Below are 17,608 nucleotides of genomic sequence, written 5' to 3' on the forward strand. Positions count from 1 at the left end.
ACGGTATGATAGGCGACTTAAAATAAAGCCTCCTTCAATTCGACTCGTTCAAGAATAAAAATAATGTTAAGAGCCAGCTTTTTTTTCGCATCGCTTTGCCTGCCCCATAGTGCATGGGCATTGGTGCCCCCGGACTATCAGGAGCCTCCAAGCGACTTCTCGGCAGAGATCGAAGCGGGGCTGCAGATCAACACGGGTAACACAGAGTCCAGTAGCTTCAACGGCCGCACCAAACTACTCTACGACACAGACAACTTTCGTCAGGAAGGGGTGTTCAAGGCTTACTTCGCCTCAGACTCAGAAAAAACCACATCAGAAAAATATGATGTCCAGCTCCAGTCGAACTACAAGATTTACTCAGGCTATATCTTTGCCCGTGGCGACTTCACCGAAGACAGATTTGGTAGTTATACCCGTATCTCGACCATCTCGACTGGTTATGGTTTCGACGCCATTAGCGGCGACAGCACTAAGCTGAGTCTCGAAGTGGGTCCAGGTTATCGATACAACTTGCCTCAAGTCAGTGAGTCGATACCCGACCCAAAAGCCGAGCGTGAAGTGATCCTGCGTACCGCAGCCAAGTTTGAGCAGAAGATCCACGAATACACTAGCTTCAACGCCGATCTCACCGCCGAAACTGGCGAGGACAACAGCACTGTCACCCTAGACATGAGTTACAAGAACACCCTGTTTCAAGACTGGGCGTTTAAAGTCGGCATGAATATCAAGTACACAGAAGTAGTACCCGAGGATTCAAAGCAGACGGATACCATCACCACCTTTAATCTGCTTTATACCTTCAAGTAAGCTTAGCAGCACAAGGTTTCAATGCAGCTCTGGTAGATGAAGCGCTGCTTCAATTGCTTATACATCAAGCCAAGTAGAAATTTGAAAGGGTTCTGCGAACCATGGCAGCATGGTGTACTTATCACCTGCGGTGGGCTCATGTGCAGGTACTGCTGAGGCACACTGTAAACCCGTCCCTGGGCGCTCTACGATTTCATCCCTGAAATCGAAGGCCTCAGCCGCACCTACACCGGGTTATTTATCTCTTCGATTTAACGTTACTGATGCCTGTCGTTTTCAACTACTTTTCAGATAGTAGTAGCTTCTACCCTACTTTGATATTTGAAAGGTTTAAGCCAACCTTGGCCTTATGTTGTATCAATTGCCTGCCGCAGGCCTTATGTGCAAACACGTTTTTGGCACGCCACAAGCACATCCCTGTGGGCTCTGCGAAATCATCCCTGATTTCGAAGGCCAAAAACGTGTTTACACCTGTATCTATCGTCTCTTCGATTTAACGTTACTGATGTCAGTATGTTTTCAATTTTTTGGGTCGAAAGGACTTTGCCGTCTGAAAGGGTAATTCAAACCATCGCTTGATGGTGTACTTATCACTTGCGGTGGGCTCATGTGCAGATACGCCTGTGAGACGCCGTGAATATATCCCTATAGGCTCTGCCGAAACATCCCTGTTTCGGAAGCTCACCAGCGTATCTACACTAGTTATCCAACGCCTCTTCGATTTGACCAGATACGTGTTCATAAAATGCAATTTAAAAGCTGCTAAAGTTTGTGAAGAACGAGCACCAGTCAGCTATTCAGTGTCTTTAATGACAGTATTGTTAGCTGCTTTGCTCAATAGCCTTTATTAAGTTTTCAGAATCGTTTGTCCCCAAACTAACCGTTGTGCCATCTTTAAGTTTTAACTCAACAGCTGTTAGCCCTGAGACGTTATATAACCATCCAGTTGAAATTAAACGAATTCCAAGCCCATAGTACCATTTTGTTCTTATCTTTTTGAGCGACTCTATTTCAGATATTTTTATTGATTTACTCCAAAATTTTGGGCCAAAAAACCACTTTACTTCTCCACCTTCCACTTTAATGGTTAATGATGAAAAAAGAATTGAAAGCACACCTAAAATTAAATATGCAAATCCAATAGGTTCGGTAGGCTTAGTTACCGAAGCAAAGAGAAGCACCAATACTACAATTCCCATAATTGAAAGCATCGCAATTCCAGGCTGAGTGTTTTTATACTGCATAATGACCTCCTTTCTACAGCTAGTGGCTTATTATCCGACCGACCGGATAAACCCCTGCCGATAATTAATTTACACTCCAAGTACCGATGTAACCAACTGATGAAGAGACTAATCCATCACTATTTGGCCTATATACAGTTAAAGCATTCCTCAAAATTAATCAACATCATTTACCGATGCCAAGTGAAGCCAAATCGAAGAGACGTTTAGATACGGGTGTAAGCACTTCCCCCGCCGGGCAGCCGATAGATATCAAGGATAATGGAATGGACCCATCCATTATCCATGTAGGTCAGTACCGCCGTGAAGCGTATAGGGATATATTCAAACAACATCCCTGTTTAACAGCCAGTTCGGCATCCATGCCTCTCGCTCGTGAGCGCGAAGCTTCGCTTCACTCACCGTGCCAAAAGAGTGCTTGCACATCCCCCGCCGGACAGGCGATAGATAACAGCGACGGTTAACGCTACAAGATCCACGGCAAGAACAAATGCACTTTATCCAGACACATAGAAAATTCCGATACCATTCAATCGAAGAGATGAAATAACCGGGTGTAGATGCATCTGCGGACGTCGATGGCAGGGATGCCATCGTCGAGCCTCCACGGACGACTCTCTTCGAAATAAAGAGTCGGTGTGTAGCAGATGTATCTGCACATAAGCGAGCCGCAGGCTATAAACAACAGCGACGGTTAACGCTATAACCACGTCACTAAATGACCATGTAGTCAAACGGCAGATACAAAAATGCCGATGAAGTCTCCCTCATCGGCATTCATCAACCTTGAGTCAGCGACTCAAAAATTGAAAGATCGAATTCCCGATCACCCCAACCTTTGGCGAACCGCCTCAAACAAACAGATTCCGGTTGCTACCGAGACGTTCAAGCTCGAAACGCTACCCGACATAGGGATCGATGCTAGCGAGTCACACCCTTCACGAGTTAAACGGCGCAGACCTTTATCTTCGGCGCCCATGGCAATCGCAATCGGACCTTTAAGATCGGCTTTATAAAGATCATGTTCGGCTTCACCAGCTGCACCAACGATCCAGATGCCCTTTTCTTGTAAAGCCTTCATGGTACGCGCAAGGTTTGTCACCTGAAATAGCGGCACCACTTCTGCTGCACCACAAGCAACCTTGCTCACAACAGGTGTTAAGCCAACTGAATTATCGCGAGGAACAATCACCCCATGAACACCAGCAGCGTCAGCATTACGTAAACAGGCCCCCAAGTTATGAGGGTCGGTAACACCATCAAGGATCAACAAAAATGGCGTTTCGGTCTTTTCGACCAATGCCAATAGATCATTATCATTAAGCTGCTTCACCGCTTTAACACGCGCTAATACGCCTTGATGCTGAGTGCTACCTGCTTTTTCATCAAGCGCCTTACGTGAAGTCTTTTGGATCGACACGCCATATTGAGCGGCAATTTCAAGTAAAGGGGCTAAACGCTGATCGTCACGACCTTGTAATACCCACATCTCAATCACACGTTCGGGACTATGGTTTAGCACTGCTTCAAGTGCATGAATACCGAAGGTGATATCTTGTTTTTTCATCTATTTGGTTTCTCTTATTTTTGCGCTTACTATTTTGCTTTACGCTTAACTGGTTTGCGTTTCTTGGCAGCCGTTTTAGCTGTACCGCTCTTGGGTTTAGCGGTACTACTTTTAGCACCGCCGGCCTTACTGCCACTAGCTTTGCTTGCAGCAGGCTTACTTACGCCCGCCTTAGCACTGCTACGACGAGGCTTTTTAACCTTTTTGTCGCCAGCCTTACCCGCTTTAGCCCCTTCAAGATTAACTCGTTCTCTAGCTGTTAATGGCTTTTTGGCTTTAGCTCTTCTTGGTGTGCGACCTTCATCATCGACCATCATCAAATCAATTTGACGATCGTCAAGGTTCACGGCAGCCACTTTTACGGTAACTGGGTCGCCAAGTTGATAGATCTTTCCAGAAGCTTCACCTACTAAACGTTGGCGCATATTATCATATTGATAATAATCACTGCCCAGACTAGATATATGAACTAAGCCATCGATGAATAGGTCGTTAAGACGAACAAACATACCGAAATGGGTTACCGAGGCGATAACCGCTTCGAATGTGTCGCCCACATGATCTTGCATAAACTCGCACTTGAGCCAATCACTTACATCGCGAGTGGCTTCATCGGCGCGGCGCTCGGTAGTTGAACACTCTTCGCCAAGTAGATCCAGTTCTTCAATCTTGTAGTGATAACCGCCATCAGGGGTCCATTTATCGATGCTTTCACCGCGCTCTTTGGCTAACAAGTAACGAATAACCCGGTGCAGCACTAGATCGGGATAACGGCGAATGGGTGAGGTAAAGTGTGAATACTCCTCCAATGCCAAACCGAAGTGGCCTTGATTATCAGGCGTATAAGTCGCTTGTCGCATTGAGCGCAGCAACATCACCTGAATAAGTTCAGCATCGGGTCTGTCTTTTATCTTTTCCATTATCGCTTGATAATCGGCCGGCGTTGGCTCGAGACCACCACTCATGGTGAGCCCGCGCTCTTTAAGGAACTCCTTAAAGTTCGCTAGTTTTTGCTCAGATGGCGCTTCATGTACACGGTAAAGTACTTCACCTTTATGTTTCTGCACAAATTTAGCCGACGCAACATTAGCCATGATCATACATTCTTCGATGATCTTATGTGCCTGATTACGGGTACGTGGCTCGATGCGATCGATCTTACGATCGGCATTAAAGATAAACTGGGTTTCTGTGGTCTCAAAGGCAATCGCGCCGCGCTGAGCACGAGTATCATCTAACGTGAGATACAAAGATTGCAGTGTCTTCAGGTGTGGGAATATGGGTTTGAGCTTATCGCTCACCTCGCCGCCTTCCAGCATATCGGCAACCTGGGTATAAGTTAACCTTGCATGGGAATGCATAACGGCTGGGTAAAACTTATAACCAGATAACTTACCCGCTGCTGAAATAGTCATCTCAGCCACCATACACAGACGATCGACCTCTGGCATCAAGGAACACAAGCCATTAGAGATCTTCTCTGGCAGCATTGGGATCACTTGCGATGGAAAATAAACCGAGTTACCTCGAGCACGTGCTTCTGTATCTAAGGCGGATTCGGTGCGCACATAATGGCTCACATCGGCAATCGCTACCCATAAACGCCAGCCACCACTTTTTTTGGTTTCGGCATACACAGCGTCATCAAAATCTCGTGCATCTTCGCCATCAATAGTGACCAGCGGCAGATGACGTAAATCGACACGGCCTTGCTTATCGGCCTCGGTCACTTCATCTGGGATCTTACGCAGTTTCTTCTCAATAATGCTCGACCAAGTATGAGGCAGATCGTAATTGCGCAGTGCAATTTCAATCTCCATCCCTGGCGCTAGCTCTTTACCTAAAACTTCGGTGATCTTACCTGCCGCTTTGATATGGCGACCAGGGCGTCGAGTTAACTCAAGCACCACTACATCGCCTTGGCGAGCACCACCACGATCTTCATCAGGGATTAAGATCTCTTGGGTAATACGGCGATCGTCGGCAATAACAAACGCCATACCCGAATCGATATGGAAACGTCCGACTAATGCTGCGGTACGTTGATGAGTTAAACGTACAATACGTGCTTCGCGGCGTCCTTTTCTATCGACGCCAGCTTTTTGCGCCAGCACCTTGTCACCATGAAAGTACATCAACATGTCACGGTTATTAATATAAAGGTCGTCACCACCTTCATCGAGTTTTAGAAAGCCGAAACCATCGCGGTGGCCGATAACCGTGCCGCTGAGTAAGTCCATGCGCTCTGGTAAACCGTAGGCTTGACCACGAGTAAACACTAACTCGCCATCTCTTTCCATCGCTCGTAGGCGACGACGCAATGCTTCTAATTGTTCTTCATCAACAATTTTTAGCGCTTGCGCTATTTTTTCACGATTGAGGGGTGATTTCTCTGAACGCAAGTAATCTAAAATATACTCACGGCTGGGAATGGGGTTGTCGTACTTCTGTTGTTCACGCTTTAAATGCGGATCTTTGATCATTCAATATCCAAAATGTCAGCCCTTGCTTCTTGCGTAGGGCAATTACCGGGATCTCAGATGCTCCTGCTTTGCCCTATCTACTGCACTGGCGGGCATTTTTGCTTCTAGCACCATCAATAATTTCAAGGCTTGTTGCTTCGTTGCCTCATCACTAAATACATCGTTGTATAGCCAATGATAACCCATCTCGTAATCTCTGGGGCTACCATAGCCTTCGCCAAACAATCTGACTAACATCATTCGTGCTGGTAGATCGCCACTTGCGGCTGCGGGCAGCGTGTATTGCACTGCGCGCTCTTTATCTTGGATCACAAACTTACCGTCATGGTAATACTCGGCAATCCTCACCATTGCTTCTGCACTGCCTTGCTCGGCTGCATCACGAAGTAATGAGATCCCCCTCGGCGGATTTGCTGAAACACAGATGCCATAATTAAGCATCTCCGCCCAAAGGTACTGATATAAGGGTTGCTTTAATACTTCAGCGCGCGCTTCAATGTCTTGCACCAACTGACAATCATCGCCTTTGACCTGAGTAAGATAAGACTTATCGCGGATCATATCGATTAATTGCTCTTGGCTGTAAATATTCACAGCTTGAGTTTCTGCGTAGCTCATTAAAGATAAGGAACTCAAAATAATAAAGAATACAAATCGTAGCATAACAAAATTCTCTATATCGATTTCGCGCCCTGCATCGCCTCTCGGCATATATTAACACTGGGCAGTATAACTTATCTTATCGGCCGCTTGGCAATTACCTTAAAGACTCTTGGCTAGTTATAGCGGTTTCTTTTGTCTGACTCAATAAAAAGGCCGCTTAACGCGGCCCTTATGATTAACTAAACGGATTCACTAGAATCATGGTCTCGTTTCTATCGGGACCCGTTGAGATAATATCGACTGGCGTTTCCAACAACTCTTCAAGACGCTTAATGTAGTTCAATGCCGCTTGTGGCAATTGATCTACAGAAGTGGCGCCGAAAGTTGATTCACTCCAACCAGGCATAGTTTCTAGAACAGGTGTTACCTGCTCATAACCTTCAGCTGCTAGCGGAGTCGTGGTTGCTACAGAGCCATCTGGGTATTGATAGCCAACACAAATCTTAACTTCTTCTAGGCCGTCTAAAACGTCTAGTTTAGTTAAGCAGAAACCGCTAACACTGTTGATTTGAACTGCGCGCTTCATAGCGACAACATCTAACCAACCTGGACGACGCTTACGACCAGTAGTCGCACCGAACTCGTGCCCCTTAGTACCTAAGTAGTCGCCGATTTCGTTTTTCAATTCCGTAGGGAAAGGACCTGCACCGACACGAGTGGTGTATGCCTTCATGATCCCCAAAACGTAATCTAGATGACGTGGACCAAATCCAGAACCAGTTGCAACACCACCTGCGGTAGTATTAGAAGAGGTTACATAGGGATAAGTACCATGGTCGATATCCAGTAACGTGCCTTGAGCACCTTCAAATAGAATTGGTTCGCCCGCTTTGCGTGCCTGATCAAGCAGCTCAGATACATCTGTACACATGCTCTTCAAGTAATCAGCAATTGCTAGCGCATCTTTCAATGTCTCTTCGTAATCAACTGCTTCGCACTTGTAGTATTCAGTCAACATGAAGTTATGGTAAGCCATCACTTCTTTCAGTTTAGCGGCAAACAACTCTGCATCAAACAGATCGCCTACACGTAAACCGCGACGAGAAACTTTGTCTTCGTATGCTGGACCAATACCACGACCCGTAGTACCAATAGCATTATTACCACGCGCTTTTTCGCGAGCGACATCTAACGCACAATGGAATGGAAGGATCAAAGGACACGCTTCAGAGATAAGTAGACGTTCCTCTACAGGTACGCCACGCTCTTTAAGCATGTTGATCTCAGTCATCAGAGCGTCTGGCGCAAGCACCACACCGTTACCGATAATGCATTTTACATTATCGCGTAAAATCCCTGATGGAATAAGATGAAGAACGGTTTTGTCACCATCGATTACCAGTGTGTGACCCGCATTGTGGCCACCTTGGTAACGAACGACATATTTGGCCTGTTCGGTAAGTAGATCGACTATCTTACCCTTTCCTTCGTCACCCCATTGGGTGCCGAGAACTACGACGTTTTTGCCCATTATTTGCTGCAAGGTAGTGGTTAAAACGGGATTTTAGCAGATCTTAGGGGGGAAGTTGCAAGTAATTTATGAAAAAATAATCAATATGACCACACCAGCCGTCACTAACGCCCCGCCTAATCTTTGCAAAACTCGCTGATTTTGATTAGAAATTTCCTTCAGATATGCTTGCCAACGATTGGGAAATAAAAGTGGCCCAATACCTTCAATAATGAGCACTATCGCCAACACTAACATCAGAAGTTGAAATGACATAAACAAGTTTTTCCTATACAGAACAGTAATACCTGCCACTATAACAAACTGATCAACTCAGCCAGTCCTTGGTGAACGGGTTTAAAGCGAATGGATGAGCTAAAAATAGCAGAATTTAGCCATAAAAAAACCCAGCATAATGCTGGGTTTTTGAATTTTCGAAGCGAAATATTAACGCTTAGAGAATTGTGGCTTACGACGTGCTTTACGTAGACCCACTTTCTTACGCTCAACTTTACGAGCATCACGGGTAACGAAACCAGCAGCGCGTAGAGATGGACGTAGAGCTTCATCAAGTTCCATCAATGCACGAGTGATACCGTGACGGATTGCACCTGCTTGGCCAGTGATTCCACCGCCTTTAACAGTTACATAGATGTCTAGCTTGTCAGTCATTTCAACTAGCTCTAGTGGTTGACGAACAACCATACGAGCAGTTTCACGACCAAAATATTCGTCAAGTGGACGTTGGTTCACGACGATGTTACCACTACCTACTTTAGCGAATACGCGAGCAGTAGATGTTTTGCGACGGCCAGTGCCGTAGTACTGAGTTGCAGCCATTTGCTTAATCCTGTTTAGATATCAAGAACTTGAGGTTGTTGTGCAGCGTGGTTATGTTCTGTACCAGCGTAAACTTTAAGTTTACGGAACATGGCACGTCCTAAAGGACCTTTAGGTAACATACCCTTAACTGCTTTCTCGATGATCATTTCAGGCTTATGATCTTGCAGCTTTTCAAAGGTGATCTGCTTGATGCCACCAATGAAACCAGAGTGCGAGTAGTACACTTTGCCTTTCGCTTTATTACCAGTAACAGTAACTTTCTCAGCGTTGATAACGATGATGTAATCGCCAGTATCTACATGAGGAGTATACTCAGGCTTGTGCTTACCACGTAGGCGAGCAGCAATCTCAGTAGCGATACGACCCAAAGTTTTACCTTCAGCATCAACAACATACCAGTCGCGAGTAACGGTTTCTGGTGTAGCAGTAAAAGTAGTCTTCATTTACAAAAACCCAATGTTAAAATTCTGTCTCACATGCCGTCATTCATCATTAAATAACAACACAAAAAGTGCCATTCTCTACCCCTTCGAGCAAAGAATAAGGCTTTACATCTTCCGCCTTATTAGCGGAGTAACGAGGGCAGGTCGCGAATTATAGACAAAGCTGAGTTAAAAATCATCTAATTTTTTAGCTAATTTGCAGGAATTCTTCAGCTTTGCCTCATTGAATGATGAAATAGCTAAAAGTGACAATTATCCCTTTTGCCATTTTGATTATTAAGGCAAGTGCTCTAGCGCGAGATATTCATGAGACTGCATTTCAGTGAGTCGTGAGCGACAGCGTCTAAATTCAAACGACAATAAACCTTCGGTATAGATCTGTTCGAGTGCCACCTCAGCAGAAATAATCAGCTTGACGTTACGCTCATAAAACTCATCCACCATTGCCAAGAACCGACGCGCGATATCATCCCCCGTCGTTTGGCTGCCCATCTGCTCAACATTACTTAACAGCACCGTATGGTAGATGCAGGCCATCTCCATATAGTCTCGCTGACTGCGCGGACCATCACATAGTTCTCTGAAATTGATCAATAACACGCCCTGAGCCTGTTTACGTATAGCAATTTCACGACCATCAATATCAACTGGCGCATCTGATACTTCAGATTCGGGCGCCAATTGATCAAAATAGCTAATCAAGTTTGCATCTGCCTGCGTATCTAATGGGAAATGGTAGATTTCAGCCTGCTCAAGTGTACGCAGACGATAGTCGATACCACTATCGACATTGAGGATTTCACAATGCTTATTAATGGCGGCAATTGCGGGAAGAAAACGCGCCCGTTGCAAGCCATTGCGATACAACTCATCAGGAATGATATTAGAGGTGGCCACCAAGACAACCCCTTCAGCAAATAGCGCCTCAAACAGCGTGCCTAACAACATGGCATCGGTAATATCTGAGACAAAAAACTCATCGAAACAGATAACTTGATATTGCTCAGCCATTCTTTTGGCAATCACTAATAGCGGATCACGCTGACCTTTCAAGCCATCTAAATCTAGGTGAATTTGATGCATAAATCGATGAAAGTGGGCTCTCAGCTTTTTATCACCAGGCAACGCATCGAAAAAGGTATCCATCAAATAGGTCTTGCCACGTCCTACGCCGCCCCACAAATAAAGCCCTTTTACCTGCGAGTTTGTTTTTCTCAAAAAACCAAACAGCTTAGAAATCCCCGAAACAGGTTGCTGAGCGGCAACTAATTCGTCATAGACACGCTGCAGTGATTTGACCGCTTGTTCTTGTGCGAGATCATGAGAGAACTCGGCTCGCTGTAAATCTTGCTGGTAATGTTCCCAAGGGGTGAGATGCGGCACAGTCAATATTCTCTTCTATCCTTAAATCAACGGCCAGATGGTATCATGACAGTCAGTAATTCTCATAGATATCTACCGACGAACATAAGCAGATAAAAAGGAAGTTAAGCTAAATATCCGGCCGTAAAGATGGACGCATTATAGGAATTGATCTAATAGAGATCCTAATAAATTAGGTAATAACACTCGGCTGGGGGGACACAGCGCCGCACAGTGATACCTAGCGAACCAGCGAAAGGACAGATAGCTAATCCCTATCATGATCAAACAATTAACCTTTGTTAATCAAGGTGAACTTAACCGAAACTCGTATAGTCCGATTGGATAGCAGATTTAAGATTAACAACTTGATTTGAGGCAAAACAGCCTTATATCTATAGTGATCATAAGTCCATTATCCCCAATTTGGAGTCATGAATTGATGAAAACAAAACTATCACTAATTTCAGCAGCAGTATTAAGTGCCACTCTTCTGGTGATGCCAAGTGTATCACAGGCCGCGATTCCATTAGCCGTTGGTAGCCAACAAGTTCCGAGTCTCGCCCCGATGCTTGAGAAAACGACTCCCGCCGTCGTTGCAGTCGCAGTTTCTGGAACCCATGTGTCTAAACAGAGAGTTCCTGATGCATTTCGTTATTTCTTTGGCCCCAATGCACCAAGAGAACAGGTACAAGAACGCCCGTTTAAAGGGTTGGGTTCGGGGGTGATCATCGATGCTGACGAGGGTTATATCGTCACCAACAACCATGTTATTAATGGCGCTGATGAAATTCTCATCGGCTTATCTGACGGTCGTGAGATTGAAGCAAAATTAATTGGTGCCGATGCCGAATCAGATATCGCCCTGCTGCAAATAAAAGCTAAAAACTTAACCGCACTAAAACGTGCTGATTCTGACGAGCTGCGTGTGGGTGACTTTACGGTGGCAATTGGTAATCCATTTGGTCTTGGACAAACTGTGACCTCTGGTATTGTCAGTGCCATGGGCAGAAGTGGACTAGGAATCGAGATGCTAGAGAACTTTATTCAAACCGACGCTGCGATAAACAGCGGTAACTCGGGTGGTGCTTTGGTTAATCTAAATGGCGAGTTAATTGGTATCAATACCGCGATTGTCGCGCCGGGAGGTGGGAACGTAGGTATCGGTTTCGCCATTCCTGCAAACATGGTCAACAATTTAGTCGACCAAATTATCGAACACGGTGAAGTTCGCCGCGGGGTACTAGGTGTCAGCGGCCGCGATCTAGATAAAGAGTTGGCCGAAGGGTTTGGCCTTGACACACAGCACGGTGGATTCGTAAATGAAGTGATGTCAGACAGCGCTGCCGATAAAGCAGGTATCAAAGCGGGTGACATCATTGTCAGCGTTAACGATCGCCCCATTAAGTCATTCCAAGAACTCCGCGCTAAAGTGGCGACGATGGGAGCTGGAGCAAAAGTAAAACTTGGATTAATTCGTGATGGTGATGAAAAAACGGTGACCGCAGTTTTAGGCGAAGCGAGTCAATCGACCGAGACAGCAGCTGGCGCGATCCATCAAATGCTTGATGGTGCAACTCTTGAAAATGCGAAAAAAGGGGTGGAGATCACCGAAGTAGCGAAAGGGTCTGCGGCTGCGGCTAGTGGATTGTTAAAAGGTGATCTCATCGTTGGGGTGAATCGTACTCGCATCGATGATCTTAAAGAGCTAAAAGCAGAACTTAACGACACCCATGGTGCAGTTGCGCTTAAGCTGCAACGTGATGGAAACAACCTTTATCTAGTGTTGAGATAACGCACTATTCTAGCTAAATATATCTAGCTAAATGTGTCTAGCTAAAGAGGCCATGAGATCTTCATGGTCTCTTTTCATTTGCCTTGTAGATAAGGGAATTCAACCGAGAAAACGGATAAAACACTGGTTGAGCGACTTTATTATTATGAGCACCGATTTATCACATCGTTTATCACGCCATAGTATCTTCTTAGCTTCTAAAAAATAGCCATTAGTGCCGTATAAATAAACATGTTAATCTAACAGCACTTTTCGCATAATTATCTGAATCATGACTCTAAAAGACACGGTTATTTATATTGGCAAAGCAGTACTATTTGGCCTAATCATGGCCGCTGTTTTTCTAGTCATTACGCCACTTATTACAGGCAATAAGCAACAAAACGGCTTTTTTCAATCTCGTGGTCAAAACGGCATTGAACTGTCATTTTCGCAAGCGGTAAGGCGCGCCGCTCCAGCGGTGGTCAATATCTACAGCCTAAGCATAAATCAAAGCCGTCCTCTCAATTCAGGTTCGCTCCAAGGCTTAGGTTCTGGGGTAATAATGAGCAAGGAAGGTTACATTCTTACCAACTATCATGTGATTAAAAAGGCTGACGAAATCGTCGTCGCGTTGCAAGATGGTCGAAAGTTTACCTCCGAGGTTGTCGGATCAGATCCCATAACCGATATAGCCGTACTCAAGATCGAGGGGGATACCCTCCCAGTTGTCCCGATAAACCTAGACATTCCTGCTCAAGTAGGTGATGTCGTGCTAGCGATTGGTAATCCTTATAATTTAGGGCAAACCATCACTCAGGGGATTATCAGTGCCACGGGGCGAAATGGCCTTAGTTCTGGTTATCTTGATTTCTTGCAAACCGATGCAGCGATTAACGCTGGTAACTCTGGCGGCGCACTTATAGACACCAGCGGTCAACTTATCGGCATCAATACTGCAGCCTTCCAAGTCGGTGGCGAGGGTGGTGGTCATGGCATTAACTTCGCTATCCCCATTAAACTCGCTCACAGCATTATGGGTAAACTGATCAAAGATGGTCGAGTAATTCGTGGGGCATTAGGTATTACAGGTGAACCGATTAATCCAATCATGGCGCAAATCCTCAACCTTCCTGATTTAACTGGCGTATTGGTCACAGATATTGACCATCAGGGTCCTGCGGCCCAAGCCAAATTAAGACCACGCGATGTGATCACCAAGTTTAATGAAGAAACGGTTCCTGGCGTTGAAATGCTAATGGATAGGATTGCCGAAACACCACCAGGTACTCAGGTAAACATGACCATTATTCGAGACGGTAAATATTATGAAGTCCCTGTTACTATAGGTGAAAACTCAGGCCAATAAGTTAACCACCATTAAAAAGCCAGCAATCAGCTAATGCCGATCAGTTAATGCCAATATGATCGGTTGACTGATCTTTAAAAGCCTTCAAAATCCAGTACAGACTCTTGTTTGTACTGGATTTTTTAATGGAACTTTCTGAAGCTTTAGCGCGTACTTCTATCAATCGACCTACTAAGTTCACCAATCTTGGGGAACTTCTTTGTCCAGAGCTTATTCAAAACTGTTTACAATCCAATGGTGTAGCCACGCTTCGTAAGCGAAAATTACCTATGGAGTCTATGATTTGGGCTGTTATCGGCATGGCTTTATTTCGGGGGGGAGTCCGTTAGGCAACTGATTAATAAACAGGATATTATCCTCCCAAATAAAGTCGATTATGTTGCTCGAAGTGCTGTCACTCAGGCAAGAAAAAAATACCAAGCCGTAAAAGAGATAAATATTAAAAATAATAAATGTCGACATCTGCCCACAATAACAGCTATTCGCCAAGGCTAAAGTGAGCTTATTGGCAATTTAGAGCATAAGAATACGACAAATAAAAAAGCCACCGAAATCTCGATGGCTTTGAAATCATTGCAAATTGGCAACCAAATGATTAGCTAACTCTAACCACTTCGCCACCAAGACCTTTGAACTTATTTTCGATATGCTCATAGCCTCTATCGAGATGATAGATACGGTCAACGGTAGTCACACCATCGGCCACAAGGCCTGCAATAACCAAACTCGCCGAAGCACGCAGATCGGTTGCCATTACCTGAGCACCATTAAGCTTCTCAATCCCCTGAATAATACAAGTATTGCCTTCAAGCTCCATGTTAGCCCCCATACGGATCAACTCAGGCACATGCATAAAGCGATTCTCAAAGATGGTCTCGGTAATGGTCGCCGTGCCTTCGGCTAGGGCGTTAAGCACACAAAACTGCGCCTGCATGTCCGTTGGAAAACCAGGATAAGGCATGGTCTTAATATTAACTGCAGTGGGGCGCTTATTTTGCATATCGAGCTCAATCCAATCTTCACCCGTGGTGATGGTTGCGCCAGCATCTTCCAACTTGGCCAGCACAGATTCGAGCGTCTTAGGATCGGCAGCGGTGCAGCGAATTTTACCGCGAGTGACCGCAGCAGCCACAAGAAAACTACCAGTTTCAATACGGTCAGGCATAACGCGATAATGACAACCGCTTAACTTTTCCACACCTTGAATACGAATAGTATCTGTACCTGCGCCAGTGATGTTTGCCCCCATGGCGATCAAGCAATTAGCCAAATCGATCACCTCAGGTTCACGCGCTGCGTTTTCAATTACCGTTTCACCGTCGGCAAGCGCGGCGGCCATAATCAGGTTTTCGGTTGCGCCAACGCTGATCATATCCATAAAGATATGCGCACCTTTCAAGCGCCCATCGACACGGGCTTTAATATACCCCTCTTTGACCTCGATTTTAGCGCCCATCTGCTCTAAACCATGTAGATGCAAGTTGACCGGACGAGCACCAATAGCGCAGCCACCAGGCAATGACACATCGGCAGTACCAAAGCGAGCAAGCAAGGGGCCTAGGATCAGGATAGAAGCACGCATGGTTTTCACTAACTCATAGGGCGCACAAAACTGATTAAGGTGTGTGGTTGAGATGGTAATTTCGCCATTATCAGCACGTTCAACATCGGCACCTAAGCAGCGTAACAACTCACAGCTGGTATTCACGTCTCTAAGATTAGGAACATTACTGACCACAAAATCTGAATCGGCTAAAACGCCTGCCATAAGGATAGGAAGGGCGGCATTTTTTGCCCCTGAAATAACCACTTCACCGGCAAGTGCACCACTAGCCTGAATTTTTAGTTTATCCACAATGAGTCTCTAACCTGGCATGTTGAAGATTTTTTCACGCTTCCACTGCGTAGGAGTAAATGCATTGATTGTAATGGCATGCAACGTACCACTGGTGACTTGTTCCATCAATGGAGCATAAATCATCTGTTGTTGTTTAACCCGGCTAACGCCATCAAAACACTCACCTACCGCTACGATTTTATAATGTGTGCCATCTTGGCTCACATGAACCTCTTCTAGGGAAAGCGCTTCACTTAGAAGCTGTTCAATCTCTTTACATTCCATGGACTGGTAACCTTTAATTGGCTTCTTCGACGAAGAAGTCTTGTAAATCATATAAATCAATTAACTTTTGCAACTGCAGTGGCGCTCGACATAACATCAAAGCACCACCAGCCTTATGTTGCAGTGCAACAATATGCAATAACATCGCGACGCCTGCGGTGTCACTGTAGTTAATGCCTGACAAGTCTACACATTCAACTTGTTGAGCCACTAACTTATCGACCATAGGCCAAATTCGTATCACTTCTGCTTGTGATAACTCACCGCTGACAAAGCAAGTGCTTCCTTCGTCCCTAAATTCAAGCATTACAGCTTGGTATCCTTTTTACCTAAACTAATATGACTGCTAGTGTGATTTTCTAAATCTTCAATCACAGAGTCTATTCCGTTTTGACGTATTAAATTAGAGATCTCAGCACTCTTGGACGAAAGTAAACTCACGCCTTCAGCAACCAGATCAAACGCCTTCCATGTGTCATCTTTTAAGCGACGAACTCTAAATTGCAACTTAATTGGTGGACGTCCCTGCTCGATGATCTGTACATTCACATCGACCATCTTCTCATCGGCAAAATTCTTCGCCGGTTCAAACTCTACTTTCTGATTGGTATATTCAGTAAATGCCTGTGCATAAGTAGCAACCAAATAGCTTTTAAACGCCTCTGAAAAACGCTCACGCTGCTCGGCTGTACTTTGTCTTAAATAGGTCCCCATTACTTTATAGGACGCATATTTATAGTCGATATAAGGCATCAACTCGTCAGAGACTATCACCTTAAGGTGGTCAGGATTAGCCTTAATTGTGTCAATATCCTGATGAAAACGGGCAAATGTCTTATTCGCGACAGATTCAACCATCGCATAGGGATCTTTTGTATTAACTTCGATCTCTTGCGCAAATGCAGTGACACTCACAACCATTGCCACACAAGACAGCATTACTTTCCATAACTGTTTCATAATCATCTCTATTAATTATCTTTTGACTTAACGCTATACAAAAATTGGCCAATCAAATCTTCTAGCACTAGGGCTGAATGGGTATCCTCAATCTTGTCACCATCTTTAAGCATGCCGATATCATCCATAATAAAGCCTGGGGTTAGCCCTAAAAATTGCTCGCCCAACAAACCTGAAGTCAGGATAGACAAGCTACTGGTTTCTGGAAATTGATCATACTGTTTATCCATTGCCAACTCGACAACCGCAACCAACTCTTGAGGGTCGAGACTAATATTCGTTACTCGACCAACCACCACGCCACCAACTTTTACCGGAGAGCGAACCTTAAGCCCACCAATATTGGTGAACTTAGCATACAAGGTGTAATGGCTCTGGCCTGGCTTCACTTCGACATTGGCCACATTAAACACTAAAACTAAAAATGCCATCAAACCAGACAGAATAAACAAGCCAACTAATAGTTCAATTTTTCGAGTCAACATACTCTTATTACCACTCAGTTCTATACATACCACGAC

Annotated in this window: 18 protein-coding genes and 1 pseudogene; 5 read left to right on the forward strand and 14 right to left on the reverse strand. The window is 45.0% G+C overall.

All coding sequences use genetic code 11. The features are described from left to right. Window positions 1–63 precede the first annotated feature (63 nt). Window positions 64–807, forward strand: a complete 744-nt coding sequence (locus tag K0I62_RS16685) for a DUF481 domain-containing protein (protein ID WP_220069173.1) — start codon at window positions 64–66, stop codon at window positions 805–807. A gap of 821 nt (window positions 808–1,628) precedes the next feature. Here K0I62_RS16685 and K0I62_RS16690 read toward each other — a convergent pair. Further along, a complete protein-coding gene (locus tag K0I62_RS16690) occupies window positions 1,629–2,051 on the reverse strand; it encodes a hypothetical protein (protein WP_220069174.1) in 423 nt (140 codons plus the stop codon). Between the two features lie 266 nt (window positions 2,052–2,317). Between K0I62_RS16690 and K0I62_RS16695 the strand changes: the two genes are divergently transcribed. Beyond that, window positions 2,318–2,515 carry a hypothetical protein gene (locus tag K0I62_RS16695; protein WP_220069175.1) on the forward strand — a complete coding sequence of 66 codons (198 nt, stop codon included), beginning with the start codon at window positions 2,318–2,320 and terminating at the stop codon, window positions 2,513–2,515. A 362-nt stretch (window positions 2,516–2,877) separates the two neighbouring features. On the opposite strand, the gene rlmB is transcribed toward K0I62_RS16695, so the two are convergent. From rlmB to zapE, 8 genes are all read right to left on the reverse strand, one after another. Next, window positions 2,878–3,618: a 23S rRNA (guanosine(2251)-2'-O)-methyltransferase RlmB gene (rlmB, locus tag K0I62_RS16700; protein ID WP_220063050.1), complete on the reverse strand. Its 741-nt coding sequence runs from the start codon at window positions 3,616–3,618 to the stop codon at window positions 2,878–2,880. Window positions 3,619–3,647: 29 nt separating this feature from the next. Beyond that, window positions 3,648–6,101: a ribonuclease R gene (rnr, locus tag K0I62_RS16705; protein WP_220069176.1), complete on the reverse strand. Its 2,454-nt coding sequence runs from the start codon at window positions 6,099–6,101 to the stop codon at window positions 3,648–3,650. A gap of 42 nt (window positions 6,102–6,143) precedes the next feature. Continuing rightward, a complete protein-coding gene (locus tag K0I62_RS16710) occupies window positions 6,144–6,764 on the reverse strand; it encodes a tetratricopeptide repeat protein (RefSeq protein WP_220069177.1) in 621 nt (206 codons plus the stop codon). Between the two features lie 175 nt (window positions 6,765–6,939). Then, a complete protein-coding gene (locus K0I62_RS16715; protein ID WP_220069178.1) occupies window positions 6,940–8,235 on the reverse strand; it encodes an adenylosuccinate synthase in 1,296 nt (431 codons plus the stop codon). 66 nt (window positions 8,236–8,301) lie between these two features. Beyond that, window positions 8,302–8,490, reverse strand: coding sequence for a DUF2065 domain-containing protein (locus K0I62_RS16720; protein ID WP_220069179.1), 189 nt, complete (start codon window positions 8,488–8,490; stop codon window positions 8,302–8,304). Between the two features lie 171 nt (window positions 8,491–8,661). Next, the gene (rpsI, locus tag K0I62_RS16725; protein ID WP_220063045.1) at window positions 8,662–9,054 is read right to left on the reverse strand and encodes a 30S ribosomal protein S9; all 393 of its coding nucleotides are present in this window, start codon (window positions 9,052–9,054) and stop codon (window positions 8,662–8,664) included. A 14-nt stretch (window positions 9,055–9,068) separates the two neighbouring features. Further along, window positions 9,069–9,500, reverse strand: coding sequence for a 50S ribosomal protein L13 (gene rplM / locus K0I62_RS16730; protein ID WP_028762636.1), 432 nt, complete (start codon window positions 9,498–9,500; stop codon window positions 9,069–9,071). Window positions 9,501–9,776: 276 nt separating this feature from the next. Further along, on the reverse strand, window positions 9,777–10,883 hold the full coding sequence (gene zapE, locus K0I62_RS16735) for a cell division protein ZapE (RefSeq protein WP_220069180.1): 1,107 nt from the start codon (window positions 10,881–10,883) through the stop codon (window positions 9,777–9,779). 421 nt (window positions 10,884–11,304) lie between these two features. On the opposite strand from zapE, the gene degQ reads away from it, so the two are divergent. From degQ to K0I62_RS16750, 3 genes and pseudogenes are all read left to right on the forward strand, one after another. Continuing rightward, window positions 11,305–12,657, forward strand: a complete 1,353-nt coding sequence (degQ, locus tag K0I62_RS16740; RefSeq protein WP_220069181.1) for a Do family serine endopeptidase DegQ — start codon at window positions 11,305–11,307, stop codon at window positions 12,655–12,657. 271 nt (window positions 12,658–12,928) lie between these two features. Beyond that, on the forward strand, window positions 12,929–14,005 hold the full coding sequence (gene degS, locus K0I62_RS16745; RefSeq protein WP_220069182.1) for an outer membrane-stress sensor serine endopeptidase DegS: 1,077 nt from the start codon (window positions 12,929–12,931) through the stop codon (window positions 14,003–14,005). A gap of 125 nt (window positions 14,006–14,130) precedes the next feature. Beyond that, a pseudogene (locus tag K0I62_RS16750) lies at window positions 14,131–14,440 on the forward strand (transposase domain-containing protein); the annotation flags it as partial. A 160-nt stretch (window positions 14,441–14,600) separates the two neighbouring features. Here K0I62_RS16750 and murA read toward each other — a convergent pair. From murA to mlaD, 5 genes are read right to left on the reverse strand one after another with little or no spacing between them, the layout of a single operon-like run. After that, complete coding sequence (gene murA / locus K0I62_RS16755; RefSeq protein WP_220069183.1) at window positions 14,601–15,860, reverse strand: UDP-N-acetylglucosamine 1-carboxyvinyltransferase; 1,260 nt, start codon at window positions 15,858–15,860, stop codon at window positions 14,601–14,603. Window positions 15,861–15,869: 9 nt separating this feature from the next. Further along, window positions 15,870–16,127 carry a BolA family protein gene (locus tag K0I62_RS16760; protein ID WP_220069184.1) on the reverse strand — a complete coding sequence of 86 codons (258 nt, stop codon included), beginning with the start codon at window positions 16,125–16,127 and terminating at the stop codon, window positions 15,870–15,872. Between the two features lie 13 nt (window positions 16,128–16,140). Continuing rightward, window positions 16,141–16,434: an STAS domain-containing protein gene (locus K0I62_RS16765; RefSeq protein WP_220069185.1), complete on the reverse strand. Its 294-nt coding sequence runs from the start codon at window positions 16,432–16,434 to the stop codon at window positions 16,141–16,143. Then, window positions 16,434–17,090, reverse strand: coding sequence for an MlaC/ttg2D family ABC transporter substrate-binding protein (locus tag K0I62_RS16770; RefSeq protein WP_220071431.1), 657 nt, complete (start codon window positions 17,088–17,090; stop codon window positions 16,434–16,436). Before K0I62_RS16770 ends, K0I62_RS16765 begins: the two co-directional genes overlap by 1 nt. A gap of 8 nt (window positions 17,091–17,098) precedes the next feature. Further along, the gene (gene mlaD, locus K0I62_RS16775; protein ID WP_220069186.1) at window positions 17,099–17,572 is read right to left on the reverse strand and encodes an outer membrane lipid asymmetry maintenance protein MlaD; all 474 of its coding nucleotides are present in this window, start codon (window positions 17,570–17,572) and stop codon (window positions 17,099–17,101) included. Window positions 17,573–17,608 lie beyond the last annotated feature (36 nt).

Origin of the sequence: Shewanella psychrotolerans (assembly GCF_019457595.1) — a bacterium.
Taxonomy (GTDB): Bacteria; Pseudomonadota; Gammaproteobacteria; order Enterobacterales; family Shewanellaceae; genus Shewanella; species Shewanella psychrotolerans.

Bases quoted from the DNA above. Each gene is read 5' to 3' on its own strand.
- K0I62_RS16765 (WP_220069185.1), bottom strand. From the start codon at position 16,434: ATGCTTGAATTTAGGGACGAAGGAAGCACTTGCTTTGTCAGCGGTGAG.
- rlmB (WP_220063050.1), bottom strand. From the start codon at position 3,618: ATGAAAAAACAAGATATCACCTTCGGTATTCATGCACTTGAAGCAGTG.
- K0I62_RS16720 (WP_220069179.1), bottom strand. From the start codon at position 8,490: ATGTCATTTCAACTTCTGATGTTAGTGTTGGCGATAGTGCTCATTATT.
- K0I62_RS16690 (WP_220069174.1), bottom strand. From the start codon at position 2,051: ATGCAGTATAAAAACACTCAGCCTGGAATTGCGATGCTTTCAATTATG.
- rplM (WP_028762636.1), bottom strand. From the start codon at position 9,500: ATGAAGACTACTTTTACTGCTACACCAGAAACCGTTACTCGCGACTGG.
- degQ (WP_220069181.1), top strand. From the start codon at position 11,305: ATGAAAACAAAACTATCACTAATTTCAGCAGCAGTATTAAGTGCCACT.
- K0I62_RS16760 (WP_220069184.1), bottom strand. From the start codon at position 16,127: ATGGAATGTAAAGAGATTGAACAGCTTCTAAGTGAAGCGCTTTCCCTA.
- rpsI (WP_220063045.1), bottom strand. From the start codon at position 9,054: ATGGCTGCAACTCAGTACTACGGCACTGGCCGTCGCAAAACATCTACT.
- K0I62_RS16685 (WP_220069173.1), top strand. From the start codon at position 64: ATGTTAAGAGCCAGCTTTTTTTTCGCATCGCTTTGCCTGCCCCATAGT.
- mlaD (WP_220069186.1), bottom strand. From the start codon at position 17,572: ATGTTGACTCGAAAAATTGAACTATTAGTTGGCTTGTTTATTCTGTCT.
- K0I62_RS16710 (WP_220069177.1), bottom strand. From the start codon at position 6,764: ATGCTACGATTTGTATTCTTTATTATTTTGAGTTCCTTATCTTTAATG.
- K0I62_RS16695 (WP_220069175.1), top strand. From the start codon at position 2,318: ATGGACCCATCCATTATCCATGTAGGTCAGTACCGCCGTGAAGCGTAT.
- rnr (WP_220069176.1), bottom strand. From the start codon at position 6,101: ATGATCAAAGATCCGCATTTAAAGCGTGAACAACAGAAGTACGACAAC.
- K0I62_RS16715 (WP_220069178.1), bottom strand. From the start codon at position 8,235: ATGGGCAAAAACGTCGTAGTTCTCGGCACCCAATGGGGTGACGAAGGA.
- degS (WP_220069182.1), top strand. From the start codon at position 12,929: ATGACTCTAAAAGACACGGTTATTTATATTGGCAAAGCAGTACTATTT.